General features: G+C 43.8%; 18 protein-coding genes. 1 reads left to right on the plus strand and 17 read right to left on the minus strand.

Annotated features, from left to right (window positions below; translation table 11 throughout):
• Positions 1-43: 43 nt before the first annotated feature.
• Genes G536_RS30640 through G536_RS30645 form a run of 5 tightly spaced genes read right to left on the minus strand, consistent with a single transcriptional unit; the run spans position 44 to position 4,605 of the window.
• Complete coding sequence (locus tag G536_RS30640; RefSeq protein ID WP_022823980.1) at positions 44-727, minus strand: formyltransferase family protein; 684 nt, start codon at positions 725-727, stop codon at positions 44-46.
• A gap of 18 nt (positions 728-745) precedes the next feature.
• Positions 746-1,693 (minus strand): glycosyltransferase family 2 protein, encoded by a 948-nt coding sequence (locus G536_RS0112725; protein ID WP_022823981.1) that lies wholly within the window; start codon positions 1,691-1,693, stop codon positions 746-748.
• A complete protein-coding gene (locus G536_RS0112730) occupies positions 1,690-2,427 on the minus strand; it encodes a WbqC family protein (protein ID WP_051166946.1) in 738 nt (245 codons plus the stop codon). The genes G536_RS0112725 and G536_RS0112730 overlap by 4 nt, the downstream gene beginning before the upstream one ends.
• Positions 2,428-2,456: 29 nt before the next feature.
• Positions 2,457-3,677: a glycosyltransferase gene (locus tag G536_RS0112735; protein ID WP_022823983.1), complete on the minus strand. Its 1,221-nt coding sequence runs from the start codon at positions 3,675-3,677 to the stop codon at positions 2,457-2,459.
• 22 nt (positions 3,678-3,699) lie between these two features.
• Positions 3,700-4,605: a glycosyltransferase family 2 protein gene (locus G536_RS30645; protein ID WP_022823984.1), complete on the minus strand. Its 906-nt coding sequence runs from the start codon at positions 4,603-4,605 to the stop codon at positions 3,700-3,702.
• Between the two features lie 184 nt (positions 4,606-4,789).
• Between G536_RS30645 and G536_RS0112745 the strand changes: the two genes are divergently transcribed.
• Positions 4,790-5,761 (plus strand): hypothetical protein, encoded by a 972-nt coding sequence (locus tag G536_RS0112745; protein WP_022823985.1) that lies wholly within the window; start codon positions 4,790-4,792, stop codon positions 5,759-5,761.
• Between the two features lie 25 nt (positions 5,762-5,786).
• Here G536_RS0112745 and G536_RS0112750 read toward each other — a convergent pair whose 3' ends face one another.
• The 12 genes from G536_RS0112750 to G536_RS33070 all read right to left on the minus strand — a co-directional run.
• Entirely contained in the window at positions 5,787-7,184 is a 1,398-nt protein-coding gene (locus G536_RS0112750; protein ID WP_022823986.1) for a lipopolysaccharide biosynthesis protein, read from the minus strand.
• Between the two features lie 118 nt (positions 7,185-7,302).
• Positions 7,303-8,415, minus strand: a complete 1,113-nt coding sequence (gmd, locus tag G536_RS0112755) for a GDP-mannose 4,6-dehydratase (protein ID WP_022823987.1) — start codon at positions 8,413-8,415, stop codon at positions 7,303-7,305.
• Between the two features lie 147 nt (positions 8,416-8,562).
• A complete protein-coding gene (locus G536_RS0112760; RefSeq protein ID WP_022823988.1) occupies positions 8,563-9,651 on the minus strand; it encodes a glycosyltransferase family 10 domain-containing protein in 1,089 nt (362 codons plus the stop codon).
• A 72-nt stretch (positions 9,652-9,723) separates the two neighbouring features.
• Positions 9,724-10,818: a glycosyltransferase family 10 domain-containing protein gene (locus tag G536_RS0112765; RefSeq protein WP_033370107.1), complete on the minus strand. Its 1,095-nt coding sequence runs from the start codon at positions 10,816-10,818 to the stop codon at positions 9,724-9,726.
• A 95-nt stretch (positions 10,819-10,913) separates the two neighbouring features.
• Positions 10,914-11,873 carry an O-fucosyltransferase family protein gene (locus G536_RS0112770; RefSeq protein ID WP_022823990.1) on the minus strand — a complete coding sequence of 320 codons (960 nt, stop codon included), beginning with the start codon at positions 11,871-11,873 and terminating at the stop codon, positions 10,914-10,916.
• Positions 11,874-11,927: 54 nt separating this feature from the next.
• Positions 11,928-12,752 carry a DUF5672 family protein gene (locus tag G536_RS0112775; protein WP_157530604.1) on the minus strand — a complete coding sequence of 275 codons (825 nt, stop codon included), beginning with the start codon at positions 12,750-12,752 and terminating at the stop codon, positions 11,928-11,930.
• A 113-nt stretch (positions 12,753-12,865) separates the two neighbouring features.
• Positions 12,866-13,864: a glycosyltransferase gene (locus G536_RS0112780; protein ID WP_022823992.1), complete on the minus strand. Its 999-nt coding sequence runs from the start codon at positions 13,862-13,864 to the stop codon at positions 12,866-12,868.
• Positions 13,861-14,811, minus strand: coding sequence for a glycosyltransferase family 2 protein (locus G536_RS27675; protein WP_169515095.1), 951 nt, complete (start codon positions 14,809-14,811; stop codon positions 13,861-13,863). Before G536_RS27675 ends, G536_RS0112780 begins: the two co-directional genes overlap by 4 nt.
• 673 nt (positions 14,812-15,484) lie before the next feature.
• Positions 15,485-17,038, minus strand: a complete 1,554-nt coding sequence (locus tag G536_RS31805) for a glycosyltransferase (RefSeq protein ID WP_022823994.1) — start codon at positions 17,036-17,038, stop codon at positions 15,485-15,487.
• A gap of 150 nt (positions 17,039-17,188) precedes the next feature.
• Positions 17,189-18,298: a glycosyltransferase family 2 protein gene (locus G536_RS30650; RefSeq protein ID WP_051166948.1), complete on the minus strand. Its 1,110-nt coding sequence runs from the start codon at positions 18,296-18,298 to the stop codon at positions 17,189-17,191.
• A gap of 11 nt (positions 18,299-18,309) precedes the next feature.
• Complete coding sequence (locus G536_RS0112800; RefSeq protein WP_022823996.1) at positions 18,310-19,278, minus strand: O-fucosyltransferase family protein; 969 nt, start codon at positions 19,276-19,278, stop codon at positions 18,310-18,312.
• A 3-nt stretch (positions 19,279-19,281) separates the two neighbouring features.
• On the minus strand, positions 19,282-20,052 hold a 771-nt coding region (locus G536_RS33070; protein WP_425402135.1), incomplete at its 5' end, for an ABC transporter ATP-binding protein.

Here is a 20,052-nt window from a genome sequence, read left to right on the forward strand (position 1 = left end):
ACTAGCAGGATTCCAGCGAATCAATGGCTACACTACCTGACACCTACGATGCTTTTATGTTTTGCCAGAATGCTTCGTCAAATTCATTGAGGCTATAACTCAACGCGGGTGTGAAAGTCAAGTGCCTTTCCAGCATAACGCAAACCGTTGAACTACCCGACCGCACACCGGACGCTCGCTGTATTAGTTCTTGCAATAAAATGCTGTTTGCTGCTCTAAATATGAGTTCAGCAACTTCACTCAATTCATCTGCATTCCAATCAACTGCCATTGCAACTTGAGAAAGGCAACGGCCGCTATCTACTTGCTCATTTAGCTCGTGGCAAGTTGCACCAACTATCGTTGCATTGATAAGGCGCGCTTGCTCAAGTGTTTGCATTCCAATCAATCCCTTGAATGCAGGCAGAAGCGAGTAATGCAAATTAATAAATAGGTTAGGCAACAAGCGGAGGGTTTCCGCATCAATAATCTTGTGAATATTAGTAATTACTACATCGGGCGATGCTTTATGCAAAGCCTCTCGTAGCTCTTCGGTATTATTTCGCTTGTAATTTATCTGCTGGCATGGCAAGCCGGCTGTACGGGCATACTCCAAGGCACCACAGGCCCGGTCTGCTAGCACAGTAGTCACCTCGAAAGGCAGGTTCATCTTTTGTGCGGCCAAGTGGATGAACTTAAGTGTTCCTCCCTTTCCAGATACAAGAAAGCCAATTCTTATTTTTCGCATAACCCCTAATCTACCAAACTATTCCAGCGTTTCGGCCTCGATGAAATCGGGGCGACGGGTTGTTTTGAGATTGATGCGGTGAATATACTCGCCGAGGATGCCCATGCCCAACAGCAGCATTCCCACCCCTACCCCAATAGCCACGATAAGCGAGGCGAAACCTGGCAACAGGTCATTATAAAACAGCTTCCGCAGCAGGATATAACTGGAATAGAGCGTAGTAAGCACAAATACCAGCAACGACGCATACGACAGCAGCCGCACCGGTAAGTCGGAGAAGGTGAAGAAGATATTGATGGAATGCCGCACCAACCGCCCTAGGGTGTAGCTGCTGCGGCCCACTAGGCGCGGCTGATGCGCTACCGGTACGCTGGCTACACTACTGGTTACCCAGGTTAAGTAACCATCGAGAAAAGTATAGGAATTGCGCATACCCAGGCAGTGCCGGGCCACTTCGGTTTTCAGTAGGCGAAACGCGGAATAGTCGGGGTGCAGTTCTGGGATACCCACACGCAGCAGCTGCCGCAGCAGCCCCGACGTGACATTGCGCCAGCCCGCATGTTGCCGCACTATGTAGCAGCCATACACCACGTCAAAATCACCCTCGGCCTGCCGTTGAATCAGTTGAGTGATATCGGCCGGAACGTGCTGCAAATCTTCGTCGAGCGTGACAATAAATTGCCCCTGAGCGTGTCGAAAGCCGCAAAGCAGCGCGTTGTGCTGCCCGAAGTTTCGCGAGAGCCGAATGGCTTTTACGGTATCTGCACCCAACTCCTGCCGCAGCAGCTGCATTACTGTCCAGGCGGCAAGATGGCCGCCGTCGTGCACCAGAATCAGCTCGTATGAGTAGCCGGCTTCCTCGAAAAACGCCCGCAGTTGCTCTACCAATGGCCGTAAGGTATCCTGTCCTTGAAATACAGGTATCACTACGGAATAGTTGAGCGAGTATGTGGAGCGGGTGTTCATAAGGCTCCGGTTGCTGAATTTTGATTAACCTTCCGAAGGTATTGCGCAGCGGCTGGCCCCGTATTAAACAAAACGTCCACAATGGATACGGCTGGCTCAAACGGCCCGCTATGCACTTGCGGGTACGTGGGGTACCCGGCGTAGTCCATCCATTCCACTCCGATACTCGCCTCTGCTAGTTGCTCTTCACTTAGATACTGCCGCGCAGCCGGCCCCGATAGATACCGGCGGCCTCCAACTGCCTGCACCAGCTGCACCAGCCGAGTAGTACGGTCAGCAGTAGGATCATAAACGTATTCAGAGCAGTGGCTGATGCGGGTACGGATGCCCAACTGCTCACAGATGGTCGTCAGGAAAAGCAGGTTGATATCGGTTAGATAATCCAGTGCAGCCGCTCGGGCATATAAGCCAGCCAGTAACTCACGGCCGAACTGGAAATGCCTGGCTCGCGCGTATGCCTGACTGAGCGTGCGCCAATGCTGGGCAGCCCAACGGCGGTCCAGCACCTGCGTGTCGCGGATACGCTGCTGCAACGTGTTGCGGCGCACGGGCACGGTTAGCCACTGCGTACCATGCGCCGTGCGGATGCGGTTACGGTTGCGCCAGTCGTTTTTAGTGTACTGCATGTCGTCGTACACAATGAACTCATCGACGCTGGCAATCAAATCGAAATACCCGCGCCAGGGCAGGTAATTGGATTGCAGAACGGCGACTTTTTTAATTGATTCGGACATTGGACGGCAACAGTTAGGCACAGCGCTGGTTACGCTGGCCGACTGGCCAGAGGCAGTAATAGCTGTTCGTAGGCTTCCTGCGCCCTGGCTACCGTACGGTACCGCATAGCCAACTGCCGGATAGTGTTGCGGTAATCAGGCTGCTGTAAGAGCGTTGCAATCTGTTGAATAGCAGCTGGAACGGTAGCAGGCCGGTCGAGGTTGAAGATGGCTCCCCCCCCCTCCTGCTGAATAATGTCGCTGTCGTCGCCGACGCCTTCGGTGAGCAGTACGGGCAGCCCGGCCGCCCAATATTCCCCCACCTTAATAGGTGAACAGAACCGGCGGCATTCAGCAGGCTTGATGGTAGCAAACGCAAAGTCGGCCGCCGAGAGGTAGCCTGGCACTTCAGCGTGAGGCGCTTTGGTAACGAACGCCTGCTCAGCGGTGAAGCCGACGTTGGCTAATTTGGCGCGGACCTCCGCTTCCGGATTAGGCGTGAGTATCAGCAGCCGAAATGCTGGCCCAAAATGCGCGGCTGCATCCCGAAACAGCTCGAAGGCTTCGGCATCATAGTAGATGTCGCCGAACTTGCCTACGTAGATACCGACCGGAGCCGCCTGGTCTATACCTAACCGGGCGCGGACCTGCTGCCGGCGAGCGGGGTCGAAGCTGAAATCTGGCACATTCACCGAGCACGGCACCGTTACGATGCGCGGCCCAGGCACTCCTTCCTGCACCAGCTGGCGGCGGTAGTTTTCAGCTACCGGCATCAGGCCCACAGCCAGCTGCTTCTGCTTTTTCTCCCAATGACGCTGAAACAGGTAGCGCGGGTCGTAGCTTTTCCACACTCCCGATTCTAGCATATAGTCAGCGTGCGGCTCAAACGACTCCACCAGAAAAGGCGTACGGGTTTTCTTCCACACCAGATACGCCAGCGCCCCGGCGGGTGCCCCACGGCCCAGCAGTACGTCAATATTATGCTCTTTCACCAGCTCAATCAGCTCGTTTGGGAAGCGCACAAAATCGTCGATTTTGTTGAGCAACAGCGGCTGGTTCTGGCGGCTTCGCAGCGGTGCAAACGTAATTTTATTGGTAGCAAACCCCGGCGCAAAATGCAGCTCCCGGCTAGCACTGGCTCCTCGCTCAATGGTCACGAACAGAATTTTCTGGACTTCGGGCATTTGCTGGAGCAGGCGCAAATGCGGAAACACGGTGGAAACCGTCAGTCCGTCTTCTAGGCCCCAATAACTTAAAAACAGCAGATTCATCAGTTGAGTATCGAGTACGTATTTACTGGCCGCGCATTCCTTTCAGCCAGCCAATGAGCTGCGGCCCGGCCAGAATGCGCCCGGCCAGCGGCAGCGCCTTGCGTAGCGGCAGCCGGGGCCAAGCCTGCCGCAGAAACCCAAGAGCTTGACTCCGGTGATTATCAGCATAGGCGTGGATGGCGCACAGATAGTGAATGTGGCCTTGCAACTGCTGGCTTTGCGCAGGCGTGAGCTGCACATGGGTGCGCACCCAGTCCGTGAGCTTGAGCCAGCGCCGAATCAGGCCCTGGTTGTCGGCGCGCATGGAGCGGGCATCGTGGTCATTCATGGTCAGCGTCACGGCATCCACCAAGTACACTGTATCGTGCTGGGTGTTTTCCAGCATGAACATCCAGTCTTCCACCGCCGCAAACGTGCGGTCCTCCTCGAACAGCTTCAGCCCTGGGTTCTGGCGGCGCACACAGATGTTGCAGGCCAGCGCGTTACCGTTCAGGAAGAAGTCGAGGCCGTAGCGGCCGGCCGATAGTGCGGCCAGGTCACTGGAGCTACGCTGCCCGTTGCGGTTGAAATCGAACTTGGTGGCAATGAAATTGGGTTGATTCTGCGCCTGAATAGCCGCGTGCAGCGTAACTAGGTGCGTTGGGTGCAGCAGGTCATCAGAATCCAGAAACAGTACATATTCGCCTTGGGCACGCGCCACGCCGTAGTTCCGGGCCAGGCCTCGCTCGCCATTTTCCTTGGCGTAGTAGTGCAGGCGGGGGTCGGGCAGCTGGCGCACGATGTCGGCCGTATTGTCTTTGCTGCCATCATCCACCACAATAACTTCGAAAGCGGTAAACGTTTGGGCGAGTACCGAGCGCAGCGTGTCGGCAATGAAACCGGCGCGGTTGTAGGTCGGAATAATGACGCTGAAAAACGGAGTAGGCATGCAGGCAGGATGAAAGCCGACTGAAACACTCGTGCCGCCGCAGTTACTGCGCGCTTCATCAGACGTTTCAGACCGAAGTACAAAGGTAGCCGGACTTTGGCTATCAATTCCGGCGCTAGATTGATGGCCTGCTAGCCGGTACTTTTGCCTAGGCTATTGTGCTTCCGCTCTACTTCTTTTCCCGATGACAACCGACGAATGGCTTAACCGGTACTATGCTCTGAATCAGTCGTTCAGTAAGCGACTGATATTTCGGCTGGGCGTTGATTCCGGTTTTTTTTCGGAATACAACAATATGCTGCTGGCTCTGCTTTACTGCCTGAAGCATGGCATCCGGTTCGAACTGTACTCCGACCACACGCACTTTGCCCTGCGTGACGGCTGGAACGATTTTTTTGTCCCGTTCGGCGCAGCCAACACCCAGCGCATCAACAAAGACTACAACCTGCGGCCATATATCATCGAACAAAGCAAAGAAGCGCCACTGCAGAAGCTAGTGAAATACTGCTATATCACGGCGGCGTACAAGCTCTTATTTGGCGTTGATTATCTGACGCAGGACCTGTGGGCTCATCACCGCAACCCATCTTTTGCCCACACCACGTTTACGATTCCGGAGCTTGGCTTCGAGCAGACGCCATTGCTGGAAGCCACCCAGTGGTTCATCAAGGCTTTATGGAATTACAACCAGCCGAGCGGCCAGGCAATAGCCCAGCTTACCCAAACTGTCGTGCTGCCGGCGGAGTACATCAGTCTACACATCCGGGCAGGTGACAAGTTTACGGAAACAAAGATGTACGATTTCAGCGAGTACATGGTGCCAGCAACCCGCTTTTCCGCCAATCAAACTGCCTTTGTTATGACTGACGATTATACTGTGGTGGAGCAGTTGCGAAAACAGTACACTGACTGGCAGTTTCATACCTTATGCCTTCCTTCAGAACGTGGGTATTTCCATAAAGCATTTGTGAAACAAGACAGGCAGGCGAAATACCAGCATCACTTGCAGTTATTTGCGGCAATTGACATTACGGCGGGCGCCACAAAGTTTATTGGCACCTACAACTCCAACCCCGGTATGTATATGGGTATGCGCATCGGGCCAGAGCGGTGCTTCTGCCTGGACTCCGACGAATGGGTTCTGATTCAGCTGTAGCCTGAGTTTCCCAGAACTTCTATGTTCAAGAAGCTATTCCTTCCAAAGCAGCACGCGCGCCCCACAACAGAGCCAAAGTGGCTAGTACCAATACTATGCTGCGGGCAGCCAGTTTAAGAACCGGTAGCTTCAGCAGGTATAAAATGTTCATGTCTACCAGGAAGGTAACCAACAAGCTACTGAGCCCGAAAAGCAGCATGCCTAGGTTCAGGTTATGCATATTAATACCTAATAACAAGCTGCCCGTCCGAACCAGTACTAACAGCGCCGTACCAGCTAAGGCCAACCGCTGCCGCCGTAGCACTGCATATACTGGACTGGTAGCATACGAGGCCAGCCGGAACACATAGTAATACCCTAAGTACCCGGTAAACACGCCTGCCTGTTCCCACTCGGCCCCGAATACAAAGCGAAAAATCCAGTCGCCAAATACGGTAATAATACCAAAAGGCAACAGCCCTAAGTAAAATAGTTTGTTGTAAAGGTCGAGGCAGATGTGCTTGAGTCGCTCGGGCTCTTGCTGGTAGGTTTCGGTAGCTTTCTGCAGAAATACCGGAGCCACTGCGTTGCCAATCAGGTTGAGAGGCAGTTCCAGCAAACTAGTGGAAAAAGCATACAGCCCAACGGCCCCGGCTCCAAAACCAGTGGTCAGAAAGAAGATTGGCAATTGGCCAGCCAGGTTGCCCAAATAAGCAGTCGGCATCACGTAGAATGGATACTCCCGGTACTGCCATGCCACCGCCCTGATATAAGACCACGAAAACGGGCGCCATATTTCGTGTAACTGCCGATGAATACCACTGAACAGCATGCTGCCAAACATGGTGAGTTTAGCAAACAAGTCACCCAGCAACAGGCCACCCACCGGCCCATTGGCTACCCACCCTACGCCCAGCGTGAGGCTGCGGCCCGCTACGGCCGTTGCCACGTCAATACCCGCCCGCTTCTTGAAATCTTTGGTACGCAGATACCACGCACTCATTATCACGTTTAGGTTGAAAACAAATACTGCAAACGGAATGACGTAAAACCATCCGCCCAGCGCCTCGGCCTGCAGCCAGCCCAGCAAGGGCACCCGCAGCAGCCCAAAAGCCAGCAGCATCAGCGCCAGCGCCGCCACGCTCAACAACACCGTCAATTGTACCAGCGCCAGAAACCGGCTACGCTGCCGCGGCAGCAGAAAAGCCGGCGCGTATCCCAGTGTCGAGAATAGGCTTACGTTACTGATGATGGCATTGAATACTGCAAACAGCCCGTAGCTCTGTGGCCCGTACAGCCGCGTCATGATGGGTGAAACCGCAAAGCCGAGCACCGCCACCGCTGCTGTACCGGAAAAGGTAATGGCAAAATTCTGCGCAAACGAGCCTTTCTGCCGTAGCTGCCTCATGCTGGCTTCCACTGTTTGCCGAAGGCGTTTGTACATGCAAAAAGGGGAATAACAGAAGTGGCAGAAATCGTCACTCAGACGACTTCTGCCACTAACTACGTTTTATTATCTATTCCAGCAAAACTACTCTGTGCGCTATTTTGCTGGGCAATTGCTACTCGTGGTAGTTGTATACTTTGTGGCCCCCTTTGAGCAGGTACTCGTCGCGCTGGAACAAGGCCACGTCGGCGGCCATCATGTCTTTCACCAGTGAGTTGAGGTCGTGCTTAGGCTCCCAACCGAGCTTGGTTTTAGCTTTAGTGGGGTCACCAATCAGCAGTTCCACTTCCGTTGGGCGGAAATAACGCGGATCGATTTCCAGTACCACTTGCCCTACTTCTAGGCCCGCGGTAGGATTGTCGCAACGTACTACATGGCCTTTCTCGTTTACGCCTTCGCCCGTAAAGGCCACCTCGATGCCTACTTCGGCAAAGGCGCGCTGCACAAACTCACGCACTGTGGTCGTAACGCCAGTAGCAATTACAAAGTCCTCAGCCGTGTCCTGCTGCAAAATGCGCCACATTGCCTCCACGTAATCTTGGGCATGGCCCCAGTCGCGCTTAGCGTCGATGTTGCCCAAGAAAATCTTTTGCTGCAAACCCAGGGAAATGCGAGCTACACCGCGCGTAATCTTGCGTGTCACGAAAGTTTCGCCGCGTAGTGGAGACTCATGGTTGAACAGGATGCCGTTGCAAGCATACATACCATAGGCTTCGCGGTAGTTCACCGTAATCCAGTAAGCATACATTTTAGCTACGGCGTATGGCGAGCGGGGGTAAAACGGCGTGGTTTCGCTCTGGGGAACTTGCTGTACCAAGCCGTACAGTTCTGAGGTGCTAGCTTGATAAATACGGGTTTTCTCAGTCAAACCAAGAATTCGAATGGCCTCCAGTAAGCGTAGTGTTCCAATACCATCGGCGTTGGCCGTGTACTCAGGCGTATCGAACGACACCTTCACGTGCGACATGGCGCCCAGGTTATAAATTTCGTCGGGCTGCACTTCCTGGATAATCCGAATTAGGTTGGTGGAGTCCGAGAGGTCGCCATAGTGCAGTTTGAAGCGCACATTGGTTTCGTGCGGATCCTGGTACAGGTGGTCAATCCGGTCGGTGTTGAAGAGCGAGGAGCGGCGCTTCAAGCCGTGTACCTCATATCCTTTTTCCAGCAGGAGTTCGGCCAGGTACGCGCCGTCTTGGCCCGTGATACCCGTAATCAGGGCTACTTTCATGGTATATGGTTGGTAGTAAATGAGTCGTGGTGCGCAGTGCCGCCTCTCAGGCAGCGAACAGCTAGCTAATGAGGCGGTAAAGATAATAGCAAAAAAACAGGGCCCCAACTATTCCCTTCCTCGGCTTCTCAATTGCTATTGCTGTATTTACAAAGATAGATCTCGCAAAATTACATCGCTAATGCGGCGAGCATTTGCCTCTGAGCCAAATTTCTCTTGCTCAACTCCTTCCACAAAATCAGTAATAGCATCAGCATACTGTTTGTATTCAGGATATTGCATCTGCTTCAGAAAAAGATAAAGCTCCTGGTTGGATTTGAAGTCACGCCGGTCAATAAAACAAGCCTTCGGAATCGACTTCTCTACGTCAGGATCCCCCCAATACACCGGAACGCAGCAGGCTGCAAAGCTGTCGAATATTTTCTCGGTGAGATAACCGGGTAGGCCACCGGTATTCTCATAAGCAATATTAAACCGATACTGGCGTAAAACGGGAATCTTCTGGTCAGGTGGTATCGGACCGCGATTCACTATATCGAATACCGCCTTACGACGAGCAGCTGCTAACCGAGTAAGTTGAGCGGTAATAGAAGATGGAGCCAGTTTTTGCAGGATACCAAGTCCACGAAAGCTCTCATACGTCTTAGGATGAATAATGCGGCTATAGAGGTCAAACTCATCAGGGTGATTCTTTGCCAGCCATTTCAGCGTAAGATACCGTTCGTGCAGCAATGAAGATGAATTGTGTGGTGGTTTCACTACTCCAAATGAACCTGCCATCAGTACGCATAGCTTGCGCTTCTCAAATTCATCTTTCGTTACTGGCCGATATAATTTATTCTCTTCTAAATCAATAGCAAAATAATAGTGAAAATAACGCTCGTTATCCACTATGCTATAGTCATAGGTAAATATCTTATCAAATACTTTGTGGTTAGCAGGACTCCAATTATACGGGTAATATGTTGCAGGCTCACTAAGCACTAAATACGTTTTACGGTCCTTGTGCCAGTCAGAGTTTTGAAAGGGGATACTATTATCAAGACTAATAATCAACTCAGAATTTTCAGGCAAATTAATATCCTGAGTAGCTAAATCAATATTGTGTTGCGCTAATTGCTTACGAAGCTCAGAGAACATGAAAGCATTGTTTTTCATGCCATAGAAGGATTCATTGAAGAAAATGCCATTCTGAAGCAACACGGAATCTTCTATTACATACAGCGTTGCCTTCATCAGCCGCTTCAAATTATTTTTAATGGCTTATTATATTATACTAACACACATTAAATTTAAAACATTTTTTCATCAAACAGTAGCCATGCCCAAGTCTTGCATAATAGCCGATGATACTCGTCGTGCATTAGCAATTGAACCAAATTTATCATGTTCAACACCTTGGCTAAATTTCAATACGGCATCAATGTACTGCCGATACTGTTGGTAAGACATAGATTTGATAAATCTATACATTTCTGCATCTGTTGAGAATTCTCTCCTATCGATATAGCACCCCTTTGGAATAAAACGGTCAATTTCTGGCTCGCCTAAGTAGATGGGTATACAACCAGCAGCAAAGCAGTCAAATATTTTTTCAGATATATAACCAGCAAATGCACTGTTTTCATAGCATATAGCAAATCTATAATTACGAAAAGTATCAATTTTAGCATTTGGGGGAACTGGTCCGCGGCTTACTAAGTCGAAAACATTTTTTCGGCGCATAACCACTGTATCTGTCACTTGCTTCAAGATTGGCTTAGGCAACACTCGTTGTAGTAAGCCTAACCCTCTAAAGCTCTGTAGCAACCGCGGTTCTATTCCGCGGCTATATAAAGCAAAATCTTCAGGATGATTACGAGCAAACCATTTAACTGTTTGATAACGAGAATAAAGTAGAGAATTAGATCCTATCACTGGCTTAGTGGTTTGAAACATGCCGGCCATAAGCACGCACAATTCTCTGCTATTGAATTCTTCCTCAGACACTAGACGGGCGGCTGGAAGCTCATCTAAGTCGATTGCAAAATAATGGTGAATATATTTTTCACCGTTAGCCAAGGTATAGTCATAGGTAAATATCAAATCAAAAACTTCATGATTTTCTTTTTTCCATACCTCTGGATAATATGTTGCCGGCTCATTAAGCATGAGATACAGTCGTTGATTAGGGCTGCGACGATATGTCTGAAAAAAATCTACCACATCAAGCCCAATAATGAGCACAGACTCCTCGGGTGCGTTAATATCTTGTGTTGCTAGGTCAATGTTCTGGGTAGCAAGCTGCCGCCGCAGTTCTGCGAACATATAACCGTAGTTCTTTACACCATTAATCGGCAGATCAGAAAAGATTCGATTTTGCAAAAAATCGGGTTCGTTCAGAACAAGCAATGTAGCTTTCATGTAGAACTATTTTATACAAACCATTTTACTTGAAGTGCATAAGGCCTAAGTAAATGATTCTTTATGAGAATAGGTTTACTTCATATGGTATCTAGCTACCACATAACCCACTGTTCAAAGTCGACACATGAACAATGTTCAGGGCCTATCCGCATACCCATGTACATGCCGATATTGGAGCTATATGTTCCAATAAACTTCTCAGATGCTGAGGCAATATCTAATTCAGCAAATAAACGCAGATGATGTTGATACTTAATTTCTCCTTCTAACTTATCAAAATTATCTTGATAATAACCTCGTTCAGCAGGAGTGCAAAGAGTATAGAATTCCCAGAGAGGATAATGCTCTCTGAGATTTTCAATGACTGTATAATCATCAGTCATTATAAATGCTTTCCTATTAGAGGAAAATTTCTGTGCCAGATTCATATATGGGCTAAAACCATAGGTTTTTGTTTCAGATGATTTATCACCAGCCCTTATATGAATACTTATATACGTTTCCGGCAAACAAATAGTATTTATAATTGATGAAATAACAGTTTCAGTTGCAGGGTTATACTTCCAGAATGCATTTATAAATGGACGAGCGGCTTCAACTAAAGAAGCTTTGTTAAGTCCAAGCTCCGGAATGGTGAACAATTCTGATGCTAAGGCAGGATTTCTCTGCTTGGACCATAGATCTTGTGTTAGATATGTTATACCAAATATGAATTTATAAGCTTTACTTACATAACGAGGTTTGATTATAGATTGTAAAGGGTAGGATAAACCAACTTTTTCCACACCATATCGCAAATTAAAATATTTGTTGATATTCTGATCATTAACAGACACAAAGGGTATAAAGAAATCATTCCAACCATCATATCTCGAGAAGTTAGCATACTTCGAATACAACTCGAATTTAATATTATTTTTCAGGCAGTACAACATGCCTATAATCATGTTATTGTATTCAGAACAAAATCCTGCCTCTACACCAAAACGAAAAACTAAATTTTTCTTAAAAGATTCATTTAGCTTTTTATAGCTTTCAATCCAGCTGATCATGCAAAAGAACAAATAAGTGAAAATTCAGTAACAACGAATAAATATCACTAACATTTACTCCAAATCGTATCCAAAACTTTCTATATATGGCTTCCAGAAGTGCATATTATATCTCCACCAAGCATGACATCCCATCGGCAAGTTTCCGTTATTCATTGTAAGCAATACTTCCGGATTGATTTCAAAGCTGAATTTTAAGGCTTCAGTTGCAATTGGCAATTTAAATTCAGTAAAATACTCAGGCGCGACTCTGCTAAAGAAAAAGTCTTCGTGAATATTACCAGCACTTTTCAGTGTATAGTTCTCTCCAAACTGATTACGCAGCCAACGATATACAACTTTTGCATACGTAATACTCACACCGACACCGGCCCTAGGATTATCTAAAGGATTCTGATAAAATAATTTATCAAGAATTTCACGCGCAGTCTTAACACTTCGAAGTGAAAAACCCGAATTACCTACTCCTACTATCGGCGAATCAATTGTGGCCTTACTAAATCCCTCAAACCAAGGTGCTCCAATATAATCGTACCCTTGCGAGCACCAGTAATCAAGCTCATCACGGAATATAAAGCAGTCTAATTCGTATGTTAATAGGTACTCGTACTGGTGGAATAACTTATAAAAAAACTTACTTAGCTTAAGCTTATTATATGCAGCAACTGATGATAACCATTTAGGATCAATGAATAGTACATCAAAATCAGCTAGTTGCCGGTAAGCGTCCAGTGCTAAACCAGTTGGCGCCAGTACCTTTATAGTACGCCCACTCAATATTCGGAAACATTGAGCAAATGCTATTAACTCATTTTTGGAGGGCTGCGGGCTGTGCACAGGCACCACTACAACTACATTAGCTATCTGACTTACACTCATTCGCTCTGACTCAAACAATTCATTATCATGCGCAACTTAAGAAATTATCCATGTTGCGCCTTTTCATCTGATGTTTTTACTATTAGACTGCGACTATATGTTTTAAATCTGATTTACCGAATTTTTGATTGAATCTCCAGTATCATTCTCACTATGCTCCTTGCATTACGTAGCAGATAATAATTATATATAAATTTTGTTTCATGAGGCAAATAATATGCAACATCCCCTCTCAGCTTACTATACATATACTGAGGTAAAAACTTCACTTCATCTGCAATAGCTTGTCGAGCTAGTTCCTTCCAATAACGTTCTGTAATAGTCTCTTTGCCTGCACATATTAATACCGTTTTATATGCTTCAAACACTAACCAAGAAGGTGCGTACTGATGCCACATATTAGTCAGGTACTTCTTCGTGATACGCACACTAGGCATGTAGTGCTGCAATATTAATTCAGCACTATACGCTATTTTATAACCTGCTAGCTTGAATATAAAGCATAGCTCAACATCCCCCCCCCCCACTACCTTATTACCTATCCTATCAGTAAGATAAAAGTTAAATGCTTTTCGTTTTATATCTAAGTACGCGGCCTTCTTGAAGGCCATTCCAGCACCCACTATGTATCGATTACCCTCCAAAATTTCAAAAGTACCTTCCCCTTGGTTTCCAATAGCATAAGAATGCTGAAAGAAAGAAATCCAAGCAGGAGGAGCTGTTTCAAATACAGCTACATTATTACCTCCTACAACTGCAACTTGTGGATGCGCCTTCAGCAGTTCAAAAACTTTATTAACATAATTACAATCCAACCAATTATCATCATCACAGAAGATTAAATAGTCATATAACGCTTCTTCAATTCCTTTTTCACGAGCTGCTGACAGTCCTGGGCTTTGCTCAACTACTACGCGGAACGATACAGTAGAATTGTACTTGCGCCACTCTACTGCCGCTCTTTCTTTAGTATCATCTGTTGAATTATTGTCAACAATCACTATTTCCCACAATATACCAGCAGGTACCTTTTGATTGGCTAAATGCTCTATAGTTGCGCTAAGCCTATTAGAGCTGTTGTAGCAACAAACTATGACTGAAACTCCTATCATTTTTTAGAATAATTCAAAATGAATGGATATAATGACTTTAAAAATAATTTTTCACCTAATATGTGGCGCGATTTATAAAAAAAATTAAAATCTAAATTTTTATAAAATTCAATTTTTATTCTATTAATTAACCCCTTATCAACTCTACTGTCGGAGGCAATATCCCTTATTTTTTTTACAATAACTTCCTGCTTTTCAAGATTTGATATTATATATTTTGATTCCAAAAAATTTAATAGACGCAAATGCTCTGAGTAAAGAATTCCTTTTGCATAAGCGTTACCACTTACGTCTTTATCGTGTTTGCGAAAATAATTCAGAATTTTACCAGAACTATACACATTTCCTTGGAGAGCAATTTCTATCCAAACCAACCAATCACCACAAAATTTATAATCGGTAAAAGACTTGTCTACTTTATAAAATGCTTCTTTTCTAAATACACACATGCTAGCATTGATTATAGCATTACCAAGTAGCATTTTATTGGAAATAAACTCTTTACCCAAAATACTTTGATCAAGTTTTTCGGCACTAGTGTTCCAAAATATTTGTCCATTAGTATGAACAACCAAGGATTGGCAGAAAGCAATTACACAACTATTATCAACACCTACCATTAAAGTTTTCAATAAAGTTGGTTCACACCAATCATCACTTTCTGCAATCCATATCCACTCTCCTTTTGCTAATGAGATACCCTTCTCCCATTGCTTAAATGTAGTACCACTATTTTCTTCATTAAAAACAATATGACTTACTTTAGGATGAAAACGGTACGCATCTATAATTACGCGACTATTATCTCTGGAATTATCATCTAAAATAATAACCTCAAAATCCTGAAATTCCTGACCCAACACTGAATCGATTCGTTGCTTCAGAAATTCGGCGTGATTATAATTCGGAATCACAACAGAAACTTTCGGTTTTTCTTCTGTATTCACTGTGTATGATTTAGTGGTCAATTATTTAAAGCACATCATTAAATGGCATAAACCCATTTGTATATAAATCAAACAAACCTCACTTACAGATCTATTAGCGAGCTACAAAGGTAGCATAATTGTGAACATGGACGCATGAATGGACCATCCTAAGTGTGTACAATGTTGCACTTATAAAATAAATCATAACATAGCCTAATCGTATTAGCATGTATTTGTGTTACATTATGTGCATCACTTATGAATAGAACATGTGTGATATATAGCTCATTCATACGATCTATATTAGTGAATAAATTATCAATTCAAGGAATGCATAGTATCACTTATCCGATACTAATATTTGTATTTAGGTCTGCTATACTACTCGCTACTACGCAACGGATATATTAGTAAGCGGCACTTCATAGACTAATTGGAATCGAACTCCACAGTTTTTAGAATTCGCAAATCATTTGGCTAAGGCCCTTTTAATAGTGAGTTGTATACTTTACCCTCGGCCTACGTTGCAATGCACAAACCCGATTTATAACATTAGAACTGATTATCAATGAAGCACCATCAAATAAGATGTATCAAACCTGTTTGCATATGTTTAGCTATGCTCTAGGCTTGTACGTATCAACCAATCATTAAGAAAATAGATTTTGCGGTCAAATAACTCGAACACTTTCTATTCTATTTTGACTTTGTTACTCCAGTGTGATGAAGTCTTGGCATTCTGATAGTAATATTTCTGTTCTGCAGAAAGTGCGCTAGTGTTTTCATACCAGGGCAAGTGACGTGCGCTATAAGGCATATTAGTTCTAAAAGCATGTAACATACCCGCATCACCAAAACGGTTAGGAGGATAGAGTGCAAATGTTGTATCTACCATTGCTTGACATGCCAGCACTTCTACTTTCCTTTTTTGGAAGTCAGATTCCCACCTTCTCACTTCGTCGCGGTTGGCGAAATGTGCGGGTAAATCATCTGTTAACAACGACAACCCTACTTTCCCTAGCGGATATTTATTCAAGAGATAATGAAGCACCGTTAAAAAATCGTTAGGGCACTCTTCAACTAACTCTAAGTCGCTATCCGTATAGACGTAATATGAATCTTTAAAATAATCAAATACTTCAGTGTCCCAAAGCGCACAAAAACCAACATTCTTGCCGAGTAGGAATACTTTATAAGGAGTCTCTCTATAAAACTGTAATAATGGGCCATAATCAGAATCATTATCGAGAATATATATATTTTTATAGCCTCTCTTTTCTAAAGAATGAATTAACCGCTGGAGATATGTCAAATGATTTCGGTTGTTGATAATAATTGGAATATTATAACATTCCTCAGCGAATTTTCTTCGATATGAGGGCAAATCTATTTTTGTTCTGACAGTTCGATATTGCCGCTTCAAATTTTCGATTAAATTTATTTTCTGCGCAGTTACTTTTCGTATTACGCGTAATAGCTTTTCTACTATTGGATATTGCTGTATAGTATGATCCCAACTTTTCAATCGATTCCTATCAAGTAGCAGATTTTTAATTGTTATAGGTATATAGTTTTCTATGACCCAGTATTTCTCTTTAGTGGCCAGCTGATTATTAGACAGCTTATCAGTGCCCCCATGCCTACCGACTGGGAGGCATGACACTAATATGTCTTTATGTTCATATACCGCTGACGAGCAGAACAGCACCTTCAGCAGAAAGGTCCAATCTGTAGTTAGTACTAGGTTCTTATCATAAAAGCTGAACTGTGTGAATAGAGTATGCTTTATGAAGGAAGCTTGTAACAGACTGTCAGGTAACCAACCGTAAGGCTCCAAGTCAAGCTTAGCGGGTACAATTGCCAGTTGCTGACTACCGTCAGGAAATACATTCATTATATTTCCAAACAGCAAGTCATGCCCTTGAGCACCTTCCATCATCCTTTCTATTACTGCATCATCGCTCAAAATTGCCCCAGCATTCATGATTAGCACGTAGCCTTCAGTTGCATGCGTAAGCAAGGTGGCTGTAAGCACATCTCGGTTGCTATGCTTTTCACTTACCCAATGTGTAATTACATTAGCATAACGCTCAATAATTTCTAAACTATTATCATCAGAACCATTGTCAGCAATCAAGCATTCTATATGTGTATAGGTCTGAACTGCAACACTATCTAGTGTTTTGCTTAACCCTGATGCATTGTTTTCGTTTCGGATTATGACAAATAGTTTCAGATTATGCATTGGTTGCTCTTTAAAAAAGAAAACCACTACGCAGGAAACACAGTGGCTTGATATGACAAGGTTTAATGAGTTCTACTTGAAAGGATAAGACATTATTTGATTAGAGGCAACAATTCATTATCCACCTAGAAAGAAAATATTTAATATAATTCAGTTGTTGTGATTAGTAAGTAAGAATGTAGGAACCATGTAATGTTTAATCAACTGTTTCACCATTGTTAAGTTCAGTGGTTGGCCATAGCGATATGCTACTGTCAAACACGCTTTAGCAGAGGCATAATTACCTTCTTCGTTGTAGTAGTGCACAGCTAGCCAAGCGAAATAACGTATAAAATCTTTTATGTCTTTCGATGAAATACCTATCACGTAATGACGAGGCTCAAACTTCGACTTATCAGGAATATCACGTGCTATAAAATCCAACAGTGCTTTAGGTTGGTGTAGACTTAACATAATATTATAAAATACTTTCTGAATATCACCCCCAAAATAATCGCCTTCAGCTACTGTCTTAGATGTCTCGTGAAGACGAAAATATGTCAGGAGTTTATCTGATAAAAGGACCTTATCTTTGCCTGCCATAAGTAAATATCTGAACCATATATCCACGTCCATGGTATAACGAAACTGTTCATCTATATCTAACTTTCTAAAAACAGAAGCTTTGAAAAAAGTCGATGGCTGGTTCATATGAACTGCTAAAAGAGTTTGACCAATTGTAGCACTCAATCCCATTCTTTCATTACGCTTATCGAGATGAGCCAAATCATTTATAAAATAGTCACAATATCCACAAAAGACATCGTACTTTTTAATATCAAACTCATTTGCGATATGGTAGAATGCTCCAGGCGCAACTAAATCATCACTGTTAATCCAATTGATAATATCTCCTGTAGCCACTGCCAATCCTTTTCTAATAGCGTGGCTTTGCCCTCTATCCTTCTCGCTTACCCAATAAGTAATCCATTTTTCATATTTATGAATTACTTCCAGTGTATTATCAGTACTACCACCATCAATGATAATAATCTCGTAATTAGGATAGTTCTGCAGAACTATAGAACGTATAGTTTCTTCTAAATACTTTCCCTGATTATAACTAGGGGTAATGATAGAGATTTTTGGCGCATTAATATTATTAATAAATAACCCAGAAGAATTAGTCCAAGGCCAGCCGTTTTGCTGGTTAGATGCAAAAGGAAAATCGTGATGTTCTGAATATGAGTTTGACACTTTCCTAAATTGAGCAGCTGACATATATTGAGAAACTACCAAATTAACCAAGAATCATAGTCTAGACATTTGCATTTCTCTTCTCCAATTCTCATACCCATATACATGCCAGGATTTGAACTATAAGTGCCTATAAATTTATTAGCACCTGCGCAAATATCCATACTGGCAAATAGGTTCAAATGTTGTTCATATTTTTGCAGCTTAGTTAATTTTATAAATTCATGATGAAAATAACCTCTTTCCGACTCATCACAGAGAGTTTGAAAATTCCATTCAGGATACTTATCTTTCAACATCTCAATAACCGTATAGTCATCAGTTAAAACAAAAGCGTCTTTTATGTTACGCAACTCACTAGCAGCACTAATATATTGATCTATATTAAAAAGCTCTGACTCCAAAAACTTATCTCCAGATCTTATGTGCATTCCTACATAATTATCTTTTAAATGAATATTTAATTTTAATTTTTCGATTATAATTCGGCTTTGACTGCTATAAACCCAAATATTCTTTATTATAATCTGAGTTGCATCCAAAATACTAGCATTATGCATACCTAGACTAGGAAGATCGAATATTTCTTCAGAAAATTTACTATTCCTATGGAAATCCCAAAGATCTTGAGTGAAATAATTAGCACCACTTATTAATTTATAAAATTTAGTCAGATAATTACGCTTTGGAGTCTGAACAATTTGATATGGCCTCAGATTATAAATAGTATTATATTCACCAGATGCTTCTGCACCGAAACTTTCAAAAAAATCATTCCAACCTTTTTCTAAAGAAAAATTTGCATCCTTAGAATATATTACAAACTTGATCTTATATTTCAAACAATATAAGAGTGCCAGCACCATATTATTATATTCAGAAAAGAAACCAGCTTCAGCACCAATTCTAAATATCATAGTCCTTTTATAGGAATTATTTAATTTATTATAAGCCTTTAACCACTGCTCTCTAGTCATAGACTGTAATTCATGATTAATAATCATATACTATATCTTTTCCAATTTCTCCATCATGAAGAAACCTATTTCATTATAATTTAATGATCTGCCTGCATCTGTCTGAAACCCCTCCTTTATAAGGATTAGCTCGTTTAGTTGGAAGTAATTCTCGACATTAGGTTGTGAAAGAGAGATGTTTACATAATACTCTCCGTTTGCCATATTTTTAGGAAACAACAATGATTCTTCAATAGAAAAAGCACCCTCTGTCAACTCAATGAGAATATTATTCATATGACCAGGAGCATAAAAAGAGATAAGTGTATTTTCATTTGAAAACACCCTGACTTCCAAATTTAATTTCACTGATTGAGCGCAGCTCCCTTTAAGCTTTATATTGAAAACACCCTCCTCATAAAACATAGGAGAGTTCACCTCATTGTTCACTGTTATAGAATCAACAGTAATAAACGGAGTTAGATTTTTAGCTAAACTCATTAACCCTTTACTTTCAGTTAATGAGTTATTATTGTAAACTTCTATTGCTTCAAGTGCACTACCACTAAACTCCAGACTTCCATTTTTAAGAATCAGTCCCTGTGTGCATAGTTGTTTAACAGCAGCCATATTATGGCTAACAAATAATACAGTTCGCCCATCATTTACACTGACATCTTTCATCCTTCCGAGGCACTTCTTCTGAAACTCGGCGTCGCCAACGGCTAGCACCTCGTCCACAATCAGAATCTCGGGCTCCAGAAAAGCCGACACAGCAAAGGCTAGGCGCACATACATACCCGAGGAGTAGCGCTTGACCGG

The organism is Hymenobacter norwichensis DSM 15439 (genome assembly GCF_000420705.1).
In the GTDB taxonomy this organism is placed as follows: domain Bacteria; phylum Bacteroidota; class Bacteroidia; order Cytophagales; family Hymenobacteraceae; genus Hymenobacter; species Hymenobacter norwichensis.